The sequence below is a fragment of the Streptomyces sp. NPDC001135 genome, from assembly GCF_053598395.1.
This window is the reverse complement of record NZ_JBSFKD010000007.1, coordinates 212,260-225,582: the sequence shown is the minus strand read 5'-3', so window position 1 is coordinate 225,582 and position 13,323 is coordinate 212,260. Positions and strand designations below refer to the sequence as shown.

Sequence of the window (13,323 nt, the reverse complement as noted above, 5' to 3'; positions counted from 1 at the left end):
TGCCGGACGGGCCGATTCCGGGTGGACACACCCGCCGCGTGTCGGATGGGATGGGGCGGTGACCACCGACGCCGCGACCGACCTCTTCGAAGCGCACCGCCCCCTGCTGACGGGGGTCGCCTACCGCATGCTCGGCCGGGTGGCCGACGCCGAGGACGTGGTCCAGGACGCCTGGCTGCGCTGGTCCCGCACCGACCGGGCGGAGGTCCGCGAACCCCGCGCCTACCTGGTGCGCGTCACCACCCGCCTGGCCATCGACCGACTGCGCCAGGTGCAGGCGCGCGGTGAGGCGTACGTCGGGCCCTGGCTCCCGGAGCCGTATCTCACCGAGTTCGCGGACGCCGCCCCGGACGCGGCGGACCAGGCCCTGCTGGCCGACAGCGTCTCCCTCGCCGTCCTGGTCGTCATGGAGTCGCTGTCGCCGCTGGAGCGGGCCGTCTTCGTGCTCAGGGAGGCGTTCGGCTACCCGTACGCCGAGATCGCCGTCCTGCTCGACCGCGCCGAGACGGCGGTACGGCAACTCGCCGGGCGGGCGCGCCGGCACGTCGACGAACGGCGGCCGCGCTACGAGGTCGACCCCGCCCAGCGGCGCGAACTGACCGAACGTTTCCTCACCGCAGCGGGCGGCGGTGACCTGGACGGGCTCATGTCCCTGCTCGCCCCGGACGTCCGCCTGGTCGGCGACAGCGGCGGCAAGGCCAAGGCGCCGGTGCGCATCCTGCACACCGCCGACAAGGTCGGCCGCTTCCTCATCGGCGTCGCACGGCAGCAGCCGCAGGCGGCCCTGTCGTACCGGTTCCTGGAGTCCAACGGCGGCCCGGCGCTGCTGGTCCTGTCCGGCGGCAAGCCCGACAGCCTGGTCCAGGTGGACGTCGCCGACGGCCGCGTCACGACCGTGTACGTCGTCCGCAACCCGGACAAGCTGCGGCACCTCGCCGACATCTGAACCCCGCACGCCCCGTGAGCCCCCGTCCTGCGACGGGGGCTTTGCCGCGATGTCACACACACCGGCGCGTACGAACGCCTCGTGAACGCTCCGCGGCAGGCCGGCTGAAGGGTGCCCAAGGGATCCAGGATTGGTCTTGACCAAGGGTGAAGGCCGCCCTATGGTCGCAGAGAAGTGCAACAACCTTTAATAAACAAGGGCGCTAAAAACCGCCGGACCACGGCTCTTGCGGAGGACAGGGTGGGGACCACGCAGCTGGAATCGGTGCCGGAACCGAAGTACTGGCATCTCAAGACCGTGCTGACCGAGGCACTGGACTCCGAGTTCTCGGTCGGCGAGATCCTGCCCAACGAGCGCGACCTCGCCGCCCGCTTCGGCGTGGCCCGCGCCACGCTCCGCCAGGCCCTCGAACAGCTGGAGCTGGAAGGCCGGCTGCAGCGCCGCCGGGGCGTCGGTACGACCGTCGCACCTCCGCGCGTGGGCGTGGCCGTCGGCATCGAGCAGCACGCCTGGCCGGGCGCCCCCTCGGACGCCTGGCAGCCCCTCGACTGCGACCAGGCGGTGCCCCCCGCGGCCGTCGCCACGGCCCTGGAGACCGGCGCGGACGAGCCCGTCCACACGGTGCGCCGCTCCCGGATGTCCCACGGCCAGCCGGTCGCCACCGAACTGCTCTACGTCCCGGCGGCCGCGGTGCCCGACCTCAGCGCGATCGACGCCCCGTCCGGCGCGGCACGCGCGCGTGCGGTGCTGCGCGAACTCCAGCACCTGACGCTCGAGGGCCAGGACCGCGCCGTCGAGCTGGGCTCCGCCCGCGCGGACGACGCCAAGGAACTCGACCGGCTCCCCGGCTCCCCCGTCCTGGTCGTCACCACCCGCTTCTTCGCCGAGGGCCGCACGGCAGCCCTCTCCGTGGCGACGTACCGCGCCGACACCTGCCGACTGACCTTCGGTGACACACCGGGAGTGGAAATACACCACGGCCCCCAGCGCCAGGCTTCCTGATCACCGGGTACCTCCTGGACGCCCCCGCAGGAGCGGGTCCCTCAGGGGCGCGGGGCTGTAGCAGATGTGCGGCTCCGCCGCGCCGGCGCGACCAGCCGGCGCGGCGCCGCGCCGGCAGGACCACCCGCGCCCGGCACGGAGAGGCTCAGCGCCGGGTCACCGCTCCGTCCACGGCGAACAACTGCTCCTCGACATGGTCCAAAGCCAAGCGCAGCGCCCCCGTGGCCACGGCCGCCTCACCCAACACGGACAGCGCCACCCGAGGCGGCCGCAGGCAGTAGCGGGCCAGTTCGCGGCGCAACGGCTCCAGGACGCCGTCGAGGCCGGCCGCCCAGCCGCCGATCACGACCAGCTCCGGATCGAGCGCCAGCACCAGCGCGGCCACGTCGTGCACGAGCCGCTGGATGAACCGCTCCACGGCGGCCCCCGCCCGCTGGTCGCCCTGACGGGCCAGCGCGAACACCTCGGCGACCGCCTGCTCGTCCAGCGGGTGCAGCGGCTCGCCGGTGGTGGACAGCAGCGTCTCCGGAGTCACCTCCCGGCCCAGCAGATGCAGCGCGCCGATCTCCCCGGCCGCCCCGCCGTAGCCGCGGTGCAGCCGACCGCCGATCAGCGCACCCGCCCCCGGGCTCAGCCCGGCCAGCACGAACACCACGTCGTCCGACTCGGCCGCCGCGCCCTTCCAGTGCTCGGCGACGGCCGCCGCGTTGGCGTCGTTCTCCACCAGCACCGGGCACTTGAAGGAACGGCTGAGCCGCTCACCCAGCCTCAGTCCCGTCCACTGCGGCAGCGCCGTGCCCAGCCGCACCGTGCCGTCGGCCTCCACGATCCCCGGGGTGCCCACGCCCACGGCCCGCAGTGAGCCGCGTGCCACCCCGGCGCGCCGCAGCAGCTCGGCGACCGCGCCACGCAGCCTCTCCAGCCGCTCGTCCGCCGTGGCCGTCTCGTCGACCTCCTTGGCCTGCGCGCCCAGTACCCGGCCGTCCAAGCCGGACAGCAGCGCGGCGACCCGGTGCGGCCCGATCTCCAGGCCCAGCAGATGCCCCGCCTCGGCCCGGAACCGGAACCGGCGCGCCGGCCGCCCCTGACGGCGCGCGGTGCTCTCGTCGGCCGCCGTCTCCACGACGAGCCCGCCGTCGATGAGCCCTTCGACGACCCCCTCCACCGTCGGCCGGGACAGTCCGGTGACCCGGGTGATCTCGGTGAGCGTCGCGCAGTCCGTGGCACGCAGCGCGTGCAGCACCACCGCGGAATTGATCCTCCGCAGCAGCGAGGGATCGCCGCCGGTCAGCTGCCCCACCGTCCGTCCTCCCAGCTCGCGCGCGTGTTGGGCGGATCGTACTCGGCCCGGCGCACCCCGGCGAGTGCCGGGTTCCGCATCAGGAGCGGCTCACCCCGGCTCGACGAACCCCGACTCGTACGCCGCGATCACCGCCTGGGTGCGGTCGCGCGCGCCGAGCTTGGTGAGCACGGCGCTCACATGCGACTTCACCGTCTCCGTGCCCACGACCAGCCGCGCCGCGATCTCCGCGTTCGACAGCCCGCGCGCCATCAGCCGCAGCACCTCCGCCTCCCGCTCGGTCAGCCGGGCCCGCTCCAGCGCGGCACGCGCCGGCCGGTCGCCGTCGCCGTACCGGGCGGCGAGACGTCGTACGGAGGCCGGGAACAGCAGTGACTCGCCCGCCGCTACCAGCCGTACCGCGTGCACGATCTCGGCCGGGCGGGCCCGCTTCAGCAGGAACCCGTCGGCGCCCGCGCGCAGGGCCTCGTACACGTACTCGTCGTCCTCGAAGGTCGTCACCACGAGGATCTTCGGTGGTTCGGCCACCGTGCGCAGCACCACGCGCGTGGCCTCGATGCCGTCCAGCAAGGGCATGCGGACGTCCATGGCGACGACGTCCGGGCGCAGCTGCCGCACCAGCGGCACGACCGCGGCCCCGTCGGCGGCCTCGCCCACCACCTCGATGTCGGGCTGCGCCTCCAGCACGGCCCGCAGACCGGCGCGGACCAGGGGTTCGTCGTCGACGAGGAGTACGGTGACCGGCATCCGGCCAGACTAGATCAGCTGATCGGCAGCTCCGCGCACACCTGCCAGTCGCCCTCGTCCGGGCCGGTTCGGGCACTGCCCCCGAGCAGCGCGGCCCGCTCCCGTATGCCGCGCAGGCCGCTGCCCCGCCCGGGGCCGGGTATCGTGCCCGGCAGGGGATTGCGGACCTCCAGCGCGAGCCGGCCGTCGGTGACCGCGACCCGGACCCGTACGGGCACGGCGCCCGCGTGCCGCAGCACATTGGTGAGCGCCTCCTGCAGGATCCGGTACCCCTCCCGGGACACCGGCCCGGGGACGGCCGCGACCGGGCCCGTCACCTCGGCGTCGACCTTCGCGCCGGAGGCCCGCGCCGACTCCAGGAGCCGGCCGGCGTCGGCCAGCGTGGGCCGGGCGCTCACCGGCCGCTCGGCCTCCCGCAGCACGCCCAGCACCCGCTCCAGGTCCTCCAGGGCCGCCCGCCCGGTCTCCTCGATCGCGTCGAGCGCGCGGTCGGTGAACTCCGGATCGCCCGCCGCCCGCGCCGCGCCGGCCTGCACCACCGCCACCGTCAGGGCGTGCCCGATCGAGTCGTGCAACTCACGCGCGATACGGGTCCGTTCCAGCAGTTGTTCGGTCCGCTCCTCCAGCGCGGCCAGCCGCTCGGCCGCGGAGGGGCCCAGAAGCCGGCGCGCGCACAAGGTGATCAGCTCGCCGAGTCCGACCACCACGCCGTACAGGGCGAACAGCGGCAGCGGTGCCAGCAGGGCCCAGGCTCGGTACGGCGGCAGCCCCTCCATCAGCGGCACCCCGGACGGCGCCCGCCCCCAGGCGCACCGCGCCAGTTCGAAGCCGGTGACGAGCAGCCACACCGTGGCGAACATCGCCGCCGCGCCCAGGAGCATCCGCAGCTCCAGCCAGAGCACCGTGCGCCCCCGGTCCCGCCAGGTCGCCGACGGCGCCTGCGAGATGTCCGGCTCCGCCTCCCCGGGCGTGAGCAGCAGCCGTGCCTGCACACCCTCGCCCCTGCGCACCGTGGGCACCAGCCCGAGCGGGACGAGCACCAGCGCGGGCACCCAGGGGACCGACGGGCCGATGAAGAGCCAGATGCTGACCGCCAGCATCGGCACCCACAGATGCAGCAGGCGCGTGTACGTCGTCCCGCGCAGGAGCGGGCGCAGGAAACGGATCATGCGGGGCATGACGCCATCGTCGCAGGCGGCACCGGCAACGGGCCTCCCTCGCACGGGGGAGACGCTCCCCACCGGCGGGGGAGGCCCCGACACCCCCGGACGGCAAGGCTGTTGCCATGACCAGCATCGACGTACGCGACCTCAGCAAGGAGTACGGCGGACGGCGGGCCGTGGACCAGCTCACCTTCAGCGTGCGCCCCGGCCGCGTCACCGGCTTCCTCGGCCCCAACGGCGCCGGCAAGTCCACCACCATGCGCCTCGTCCTCGGCCTCGACCGGCCCACCTCGGGCACCGCCACCATCGGCGGCCACGCCTACGCGACCCTGCGTGAACCGCTGCGCCGGGTCGGCGCGTTGCTCGACGCCCGGGCCGCGCACGGTTCCCGCAGCGCCCGTGACCACCTGCGCGCCCTCGCCGCGAGCAACCGCATCCCCGACCGCCGGGTCGACGCCGTCCTGGAGGAGACCGGACTCGCCCACGTGGCCCGGCGCCGGGTACGCACCTACTCCCTCGGCATGCGCCAGCGGCTCGGCATCGCCGCCGCACTCCTCGGGGACCCCGAGGTCGTCCTGCTCGACGAACCCGCCAACGGCCTCGACCCCGAAGGCATCGTCTGGATCCGCACACTGCTGCGCCGGCTCGCCGGGGAGGGCCGCACGGTCCTGGTCTCCAGCCATCTGATGGGCGAGACCGCCGCCTTCGCCGACCACCTGGTGATCCTCGGACGAGGGCGGCTGCTGGCCGACACACCGGTCCAGGAGTTCATCCACGCGCGCGTACGGCCGCACGTGAGGATCCGCACCAGCGAGCCCGCCGCACTGGACGACCTGCTCGCCCGACACGGCCTCGCCGCCTCCCCGGACCCGGACGGATCCCGCACCGTGCGGCACGCACGCGTGGACGACATCGGCCGGCTCATGGCCCAGGCGGGCCTGCCCGTCCTGGAACTGGCCGCGCACGAGGCCACCTTGGAGGAGGCCTATCTCGATCTGACCGCCGCCGAAGCCGAGTTCACCGCACTGCCCCAGGAGGCCTGAGCATGGAGTTCACACCCGTTCTGCACGCCGAGTGGATCAAGATCCGTACCCTGCGCCCGCTCGTCGGCAGCCTGGCCGCCGTCCCCCTCGTCACCGCCGCGTTCTCGGCTCTCGCGGCTGCCGACGCCGACGGCTCGGACCCGCTGTACTCGGTGTTCTCCGGCGTCAGCTTCGGCCAGATCGCGGCGATCGGCTTCGGCACGACGGCCGTCTCGGCCGAGTTCCGGGGCGGCGCACTGCGGCTGACGCTGTCGGCGGTGCCCGACCGCCTGCGGTGGTTCGCCGCCAAGGCCGCCGCGATCGCCCTGCCCGTGCTGGCCGTCGGTCTCCTCACCGGGCTGGTCACCCTGCTGGTCGGGAAGTCGATCCTCGGGGCCTCCGGGCCGACCTGGGGCGAGGGGCTGCGCGGCGCGGTCGGCTGCGCACTGCACCTGACGCTGATGGCGCTGTTCGCGGCCGGGTTCGCGGCCGTGCTGCGCAGCGGTGTCGCGACCCTGTCCGTGCTGATCCCGTTCCTGCTGATCGTGTCCTTCGTCATCGGCGACCTGTCCGGAGGCGTCGCCGACTTCCTCCCCGACCGGGCCGGCCAAGTCGCCCTGCACAGCACCTGGGACGGCGCCCTGGGGCCGTGGAGCGGGCTCGCGGTGACCGCGCTGTGGTCGGTGGCCGCGCTGCTTGCGGGCGCGTGGGCCCTGGACCGCAGGGACGCCTGACAGCCCGCCAATTGTCAGTGGTGCCCGCTTTACTGGATCACATGGACATCGCGAACCACCTCGCTGTGATCGACCGGCTGTGCGCCCGGGAGTTCCCGGTGGAGCACGGCCGGTCCGAGTCGGGCACGGCAGGACCCGGTTACGCCACCGTGGCGTTAGAGACGAGCCACGGGATGCGAGTGGGCCACGCCTCGGTGCGGCAGCGGACGGCTACGGATTTCCAGGCGTACCGGGAGGCCATAGCGGAGCGGCTGCACGACCGCTGGGGCCGTCAGCCGCTGTGGGGCCAGCTCACGGTGCGCCTGCGCCTGAGCCGTGGCGAGGAGATACCGGAACCCTGGGCCACCCTCAGCCTGCTCACCGACGAGCTGGAGGTCTGGCCCTTGGCGGGGGCCGGCCGCTGGGTCGCCGTCGGCGTCGCCGACCGGGACCCCGCGGACGAGATACGGCTCCTGGCCGTGGTCACGGAGATACCTCCGCCGTGACCACGGGCCGCGTGGCGTCGGCAGCCGGCCCCGACTCCGCGCCGGGCCACCGTCACGCAGAGCCCCTAGGCCCTGTCGTCACACTCCCGTCGTCGCCCGGAGGGCGGCCCTGCGGTGTCAGGTGCGGCGAGTGGGGGCACCTCCCACGCCCTTGAGGCAGTGGGGGGAACATGCATGGCGTCGCGGGGCAGACGGGAGTGTGACGACAGGGCCTAGGCCTGCGCCGCGACCCGCAGCCGGCTGAACTCCTCCGCCATGGTCGCCGCCGTCCAGTGCGCGTTCAGCCCGCTGGGGTTGGGCAGCACCCAGATCCGGCTGTCCCCGATGGTCCGCTCCTGCGGTCCGACCTGCGCGGTGCGGTCACCGAAGGCGGCCCGGTAGGCGGTCACCCCGACCACGGCCAGCCACCGCGGCCGCAGCCGGGTCACCTTCTCGGTCAGCAGCCGCCCGCCCTCGACGTACTCCTCGGCGGTCAGCTCGTCGGCCCGCGCGGTCGCCCGTGCCACGACATTCGTGATGCCCAGCCCGTACGACAGCAGTTCCCGCTGCTCGGCAGGGATCAGCAGCCTCGGCGTGAAGCCCGACAGGTGCAGCACCGGCCAGAAGCGGTTGCCGGGACGGGCGAAGTGGCGACCGGTCGCCGCCGTCATCAGTCCCGGGTTGATGCCGCAGAACAGCACACGGAGGCCGTCCGCGACGACGTCCGGCACGAGACGGTCGCGGGCGGCCTCCAGCTCCCCCTTGGTGAAGCGGGGGGAGCGGGGTGTGCGGGTCAGAGGATCGCTCCGGGGGTGTAACCGGCGGCCTCCGGGTGCTGCTTGACGATCTCCTCGATCCGGCCGGCGACCACACCGACCTGGTCGGCGGCGGCGCCGGTGAAGGACAGCTTGTCGGCCATCAGCGCCGCGAGCTGCTCGCGGTCCAGCGGCAGGCGCTCGTCGGCGGCGAGCTTGTCCAGCAGATCGTTGCGCTCGGCGCCCTGCTCGCGCATCGCGAGCGCGGTGGCCACGGCGTTCTCCTTGATCGCCTCGTGCGCGACCTCGCGGCCGACCCCGGCCCGCACGGCGCCCATCAGCACCTTGGTGGTGGCGAGGAACGGCAGATAGCGGTCCAGCTCGCGGGCGACGACGGCCGGGAAGGCACCGAACTCGTCGAGCACGGTCAGGAAGGTCTCCAGCAGACCGTCCAGCGCGAAGAAGGCGTCCGGCAGCGCGACACGGCGCACCACCGAGCAGGACACGTCGCCCTCGTTCCACTGGTCGCCCGCCAGCTCGCCGGTCATCGAGGCATAGCCGCGCAGGATGACCATGAGGCCGTTGACGCGCTCGCAGGAGCGGGTGTTCATCTTGTGCGGCATCGCGGAGGAGCCGACCTGGCCCGGCTTGAAGCCCTCGGTGACCAGCTCGTGCCCGGCCATTAGCCGGATCGTCCTGGCCAGCGAGGACGGCGCCGCCGCCAGCTGCACCAGCGCGGTGACGACCTCGTAGTCCAGCGAGCGCGGGTAGACCTGGCCGACCGACGTGAACGCCTGCGAGAAGCCGAGGTGCCCGGCGATCCGGTCCTCCAGCTCGGCGAGCTTCGTGGCGTCACCGCCGAGCAGGTCGAGCATGTCCTGCGCGGTGCCGACCGGGCCCTTGATCCCGCGCAGCGGGTAGCGGCCGAGCAGCTCCTCGACGCGGCCGTAGGCGACCAGCAGCTCGTCGGCGGCGGTCGCGAAACGCTTGCCGAGGGTGGTGGCCTGCGCGGCCACGTTGTGCGAGCGGCCCGCCATGACCAGCTCCGCGTACTCGCCCGCGAGCTTGCCGAGGCGCGAGAGGACGGCCACCGTACGGTCGCGCATCAGCTCCAGCGACAGCCGGATCTGCAGCTGCTCGACGTTCTCGGTGAGGTCGCGGGAGGTCATGCCCTTGTGCACGTGCTCGTGCCCGGCGAGGTCGTTGAACTCCTCGATCCGCGCCTTCACATCGTGCCGGGTGACCTTCTCGCGCTCGGCGATCGAGGCCAGGTCGACGGTGTCGAGGACACGCTCGTAGTCGGCGATCGCGTCGTCCGGCACCTCGATGCCCAGGTCCTTCTGGGCGCGCAGCACGGCGAGCCAGAGCTGCCGCTCCAGTTTCACCTTCTGCTCGGGGGACCAGAGCGTGGCGAGCTCGGCGGAGGCGTAGCGTCCGGCGAGGACGTTCGGGATGCGGGGCTTGGCGGGCGCAGAAGTCACGTGTCCAGATTCTACTGGCGGTTTGTGCAGGCCAGCGCCAGGCCCCTGTTCGGCGGAACCTACGAAAGCGCCCCGAAGGGGCGCGGGGCCGTATTCCGTGTGCGGCTCCGCCGCGTGGGCGCGACCGGCCACGACGGTGCCGCGGACGAACGGCGACCCAGCACGTGGGGCTACGCCGGGCCCTCGTACGGCAGCAGCTCCGGCCGCTTGGCCGGGCGGCCGTCCCCCGAGGAGCGGCCGGTCAGGCGCCGGCCTATCCACGGCAGCAGGTGCTGCCGGGCGAAGCGCGCGTCCGCCACCCGGCGCGTCAGCCAGCCCGGCGGGAGGGTGGCCGGCAGCGGCACATGCCACTCGGTGTCCTCCGGCTCGTACCCGAGCGTCTGCCACACCGCCTCGGCGACCCGGCGGTGCCCGTCCGCCGTCAGATGCAGCCGGTCCACGTCCCACAGCCGCGGGTCGCCGAGCGAGGGCGCCCCGTACAGGTCGACGACGACCGCGCCGTGGCGTGCGGCCAGCTCGTCCACGCAGGCGAACAGCTCCTCCATGCGCGGCCGGAACCGCTCCAGCACCGGGCCCTGGCGGCCGGGGCTGCGCATCAGCACCAGCCGCTCGCAGGACGGCGCCAGACGCTCCACGGCCTCGGTCAGCAGTCCCTTCACGCGGCCCATGTCGCACTTGGGCCGCAGGGTGTCGTTGAGCCCGCCGACCAGCGTGATGACGTCGGCGTTCATGGCGGCCGCCACGTCCACCTGCTCGTCGACGATCTGCCCGATCAGCTTCCCGCGCACGGCCAGGTTGGCGTACCGGAAGCCGGGGGAGCGGGCGGCCATCCGCGTGGCGAGCAGGTCGGCCCAGCCCCGGTAGGAGCCGTCGGGCAGCAGGTCCGACATGCCCTCGGTGAAGGAGTCGCCGACCGCGACCAGGCTGCTGTACGGGGGAGGTGTGGGATTCGTCTGCATGGCGTGAGCAATGGTATCCCGCCTCCATACCAGCCGGTCGGTCACCCCGGGCCGGTCCGGACCCCGGCCGGTCGCGCCGGGTCCGTCCGTACCCGCCGGCCGGTCGCCCCGGAAACGTCCGGCGGGCCCGCCGTCATCCCGGAGCCGGCTGCCCGAACAGCTCCCGCAGCACGTCCTCCATGGTCACCAGGCCGGCCAGCCGGCCGTCGTCGCCGAGCACCGCCGCCAGGTGCGTACGGCTGCCGCGCATCGCGGTGAGCACGTCGTCCAGCGGAGTGCCCTCCCGTACGCGCGCGATGGACCGCATGTCCCGCAGCCGGAACGGCACGTCCCGCGGCGAGGCATCCAGCGCGTCCTTGACGTGCAGATAGCCCACGATCCGCCGGCCCGTGTCGACCACGGGGAACCGGGAGAAACCCGACTCGGCCGACAGCCGCTCCAGCTGCTCCGGGGTGACGCCCACGCGCGCGTACACCACCCGCTCCAGCGGCACCACGACATCCCGCACCGGCCGGCTGCCCAGCTCCAGGGCGTCGTGCAGCCGCTCCTGCGCCCGGTCGTCGATCAGGCCCGCCTCGCTGGCGTCCTTGACGATCTCGGCGAGTTCGGTGTCCGTGAAGGTCGCCGCGACCTCGCCCTTGGCCTCCACCCGGAGCACCTTCAGCAGCCCGTTCGCGAAGGCGTTGACCGCGAAGATCACCGGGCGCAGGGTCCGGGACAGTGCCACGAGCGGCGGGCCGAGCAGCAGCGCGCTGCGCACCGGCTCGGCGAGCGCGATGTTCTTGGGCACCATCTCGCCGAGCAGCATGTGCAGATAGGTCGCGAGGGTCAGCGCGATCACGAAGGACACGGCGTGACCCGCGCTCACGGGCACACCGACCGCGTGGAACACCGGCTCCAGCAGATGCGCGATCGCCGGTTCCGCGACCACGCCCAGGACCAGCGTGCACAGCGTGATGCCCAGCTGGGCGGCGGCCAGCAGCGCCGAGACGTGCTCCAGGCCCCACAGCACGGCCTTCGCGCGCCGGTCGCCCTCCTGGGCCGGCGGCTCGACCTGTGAGCGGCGCACGGAGATCAGTGCGAACTCGGCGCCGACGAAGAAGGCGTTGACGACCAGGGTCGCCAGCCCGATCAGCAGCTGTACGGCGGTCATCGCGCCCCCTCCGCGCTCTCGTGGGCCTGCTCGTCGTCCAGCGGCGCGTGCAGCAGCACCCGCGCCGCGCGGCGGCCGGTGGCGTCCACCACGTCCAGCCGCCAGCCCGCGACCTCGACCGTGTCACCGATCCGCGGTATCCGGCCCAGCAGGGTCGCGACCAGCCCGGCCAGGGTCTCGTACGGCCCCTCGGGCACCCGCAGGCCCACGCGCGCGAGCTGGTCGGTGCGGGCGGCGCCGTCGGCCGAGTACAGGGCTCGCCCCTCCTGGTCCGCCCCGGCGGGGGCGAGGTCCGGCGTCTCGTGCGGGTCGTGCTCGTCCCGTACCTCGCCGACGACCTCCTCGACGATGTCCTCCAGGGTCGCCACGCCGGCCGTGCCGCCGTACTCGTCGATGACGACGGCCATGGTGCGCCTGCCGCCCAGCCGGTCCAGCAGCCGGTCGACGGTCAGGGACTCGGGCACGAGGAGCGGCTCGCGCATCACCTGGGCGACGGTGCGGTGGCGCCGCTGGTCGGCGGGGACGGCCAGTACGTCCTTGATGTGGGCGGTCCCGACGACCGAGTCCAGGGTGCCCCGGTAGACCGGGAACCGGCTCAGCCCGGTGGCCCGGGTCGCGTTGGCCACGTCCTCGCAGGTGGCCTGGGTGTCGAGGGCGACGACCTGGACGCGCGGGGTCATCACGTTCTCCGCCGTGAGGTCGGCCAGGTTCAGCGTGCGCACGAACAGCTCGGCGGTGTCCGGCTCCAGTGCGCCCTCCTTGGCGGAGTGCCGGGCGAGCGCCGCCAGCTCCTGCGGCCCGCGCGCGGAGGCCAGCTCCTCGGCGGGCTCGATGCCGAGCCGGCGCACGAAACGGTTGGCCGTGTTGTTCAGGTGCGTGATGAAGGGCCGGAAGGCGGCGCTGAACCAGCGCTGCGGATTGCCCACCCGCTTGGCCACGGCCAGAGGTGAGGAGATCGCCCAGTTCTTCGGCACCAGCTCGCCGACGACCATCAGGAACACCGTCGACAGGGCCGTACCGAGCACGAGGGCGACGGAACTCGCCGTGCCGTCCGACAGGCCCATCGCCCGGAACGGGCCGGCGAGCAGCTTGGCGATGGACGGCTCGGCGAGCATGCCGACCACCAGGTTGGTGACGGTGATGCCGAGCTGGGCGCCGGAGAGCTGGAAGGTCAGGTTCCGTGCGGCCTTCAGGGCGCCTGCGGCGCCGCGTTCGCCGCGCTCGGCGGCCCGCTCCAGCTCGCCGCGCTCCACCGTGGTCAGCGAGAACTCCGCCGCCACGAAGGCACCACAGGCGAGCGACAGCAGGATCGCCACCAGAAGCAGGAGCACTTCGGTCATCGGGTCACCCCCGTCCCATGATCGGACAGGGCGGGACGGGGCGCGCGGTGGCGCGTACTGGGAGGCTCGCCCATGGGCGGACGCTCACAACCTTTCATGGAGGGCCGAGTGCTCCCTCAATGGTAAAGGATGAGCAAAGAGTGCTCGGTGACGCGGATCGGTGAGCGGCTTCATCCGGCGCCGCCGGTGCTCCTGGGGCCGTAACCGGCGGCCCCGATGCCGCCGTGCCCGCGTCTCCCTCCGCGGCGGGGAAGCCG

At 73.6% G+C, this 13,323-nt stretch carries 13 protein-coding genes; 5 read left to right on the top strand and 8 right to left on the bottom strand.

Annotated elements, in window-relative coordinates:
* The first annotated feature begins 58 nt into the window (after positions 1-58).
* Both ACWC94_RS12230 and ACWC94_RS12225 read left to right on the top strand, forming a co-directional pair.
* The gene (locus ACWC94_RS12230) at positions 59-946 is read left to right on the top strand and encodes an RNA polymerase sigma-70 factor (RefSeq protein ID WP_450796436.1); all 888 of its coding nucleotides are present in this window, start codon (positions 59-61) and stop codon (positions 944-946) included.
* Between the two features lie 240 nt (positions 947-1,186).
* Positions 1,187-1,948, top strand: a complete 762-nt coding sequence (locus ACWC94_RS12225; protein ID WP_450796435.1) for a GntR family transcriptional regulator — start codon at positions 1,187-1,189, stop codon at positions 1,946-1,948.
* 145 nt (positions 1,949-2,093) lie between these two features.
* Here ACWC94_RS12225 and ACWC94_RS12220 read toward each other — a convergent pair whose 3' ends face one another.
* From ACWC94_RS12220 to ACWC94_RS12210, 3 genes are all read right to left on the bottom strand, one after another.
* Positions 2,094-3,248 carry an ROK family transcriptional regulator gene (locus ACWC94_RS12220; protein WP_450796434.1) on the bottom strand — a complete coding sequence of 385 codons (1,155 nt, stop codon included), beginning with the start codon at positions 3,246-3,248 and terminating at the stop codon, positions 2,094-2,096.
* Between the two features lie 90 nt (positions 3,249-3,338).
* Complete coding sequence (locus ACWC94_RS12215; protein ID WP_450796433.1) at positions 3,339-3,995, bottom strand: response regulator; 657 nt, start codon at positions 3,993-3,995, stop codon at positions 3,339-3,341.
* Between the two features lie 14 nt (positions 3,996-4,009).
* Positions 4,010-5,164, bottom strand: a complete 1,155-nt coding sequence (locus ACWC94_RS12210; RefSeq protein WP_450796469.1) for a sensor histidine kinase — start codon at positions 5,162-5,164, stop codon at positions 4,010-4,012.
* A gap of 116 nt (positions 5,165-5,280) precedes the next feature.
* On the opposite strand from ACWC94_RS12210, the gene ACWC94_RS12205 reads away from it, so the two are divergent.
* The 3 genes from ACWC94_RS12205 to ACWC94_RS12195 are packed head-to-tail and all read left to right on the top strand — an operon-like array spanning position 5,281 to position 7,399.
* Positions 5,281-6,201, top strand: a complete 921-nt coding sequence (locus tag ACWC94_RS12205) for an ABC transporter ATP-binding protein (protein WP_450796432.1) — start codon at positions 5,281-5,283, stop codon at positions 6,199-6,201.
* A 2-nt stretch (positions 6,202-6,203) separates the two neighbouring features.
* Positions 6,204-6,914, top strand: a complete 711-nt coding sequence (locus tag ACWC94_RS12200; RefSeq protein ID WP_450796431.1) for an ABC transporter permease — start codon at positions 6,204-6,206, stop codon at positions 6,912-6,914.
* A gap of 41 nt (positions 6,915-6,955) precedes the next feature.
* Positions 6,956-7,399 (top strand): hypothetical protein, encoded by a 444-nt coding sequence (locus ACWC94_RS12195; RefSeq protein WP_450796430.1) that lies wholly within the window; start codon positions 6,956-6,958, stop codon positions 7,397-7,399.
* Positions 7,400-7,611: 212 nt separating this feature from the next.
* Here ACWC94_RS12195 and mug read toward each other — a convergent pair whose 3' ends face one another.
* The 5 genes from mug to ACWC94_RS12170 all read right to left on the bottom strand — a co-directional run bounded on the left by mug (position 7,612) and on the right by ACWC94_RS12170 (position 13,066).
* Complete coding sequence (gene mug, locus ACWC94_RS12190; RefSeq protein ID WP_450796429.1) at positions 7,612-8,109, bottom strand: G/U mismatch-specific DNA glycosylase; 498 nt, start codon at positions 8,107-8,109, stop codon at positions 7,612-7,614.
* Positions 8,110-8,171: 62 nt separating this feature from the next.
* Entirely contained in the window at positions 8,172-9,614 is a 1,443-nt protein-coding gene (gene purB, locus ACWC94_RS12185; protein ID WP_450796428.1) for an adenylosuccinate lyase, read from the bottom strand.
* A 170-nt stretch (positions 9,615-9,784) separates the two neighbouring features.
* Positions 9,785-10,573, bottom strand: coding sequence for an SGNH/GDSL hydrolase family protein (locus tag ACWC94_RS12180; RefSeq protein WP_450796427.1), 789 nt, complete (start codon positions 10,571-10,573; stop codon positions 9,785-9,787).
* A 133-nt stretch (positions 10,574-10,706) separates the two neighbouring features.
* Entirely contained in the window at positions 10,707-11,726 is a 1,020-nt protein-coding gene (locus ACWC94_RS12175) for a hemolysin family protein (RefSeq protein ID WP_450796426.1), read from the bottom strand.
* Positions 11,723-13,066, bottom strand: a complete 1,344-nt coding sequence (locus ACWC94_RS12170) for a hemolysin family protein (RefSeq protein ID WP_450796425.1) — start codon at positions 13,064-13,066, stop codon at positions 11,723-11,725. Before ACWC94_RS12170 ends, ACWC94_RS12175 begins: the two co-directional genes overlap by 4 nt.
* Positions 13,067-13,323: the final 257 nt, after the last annotated feature.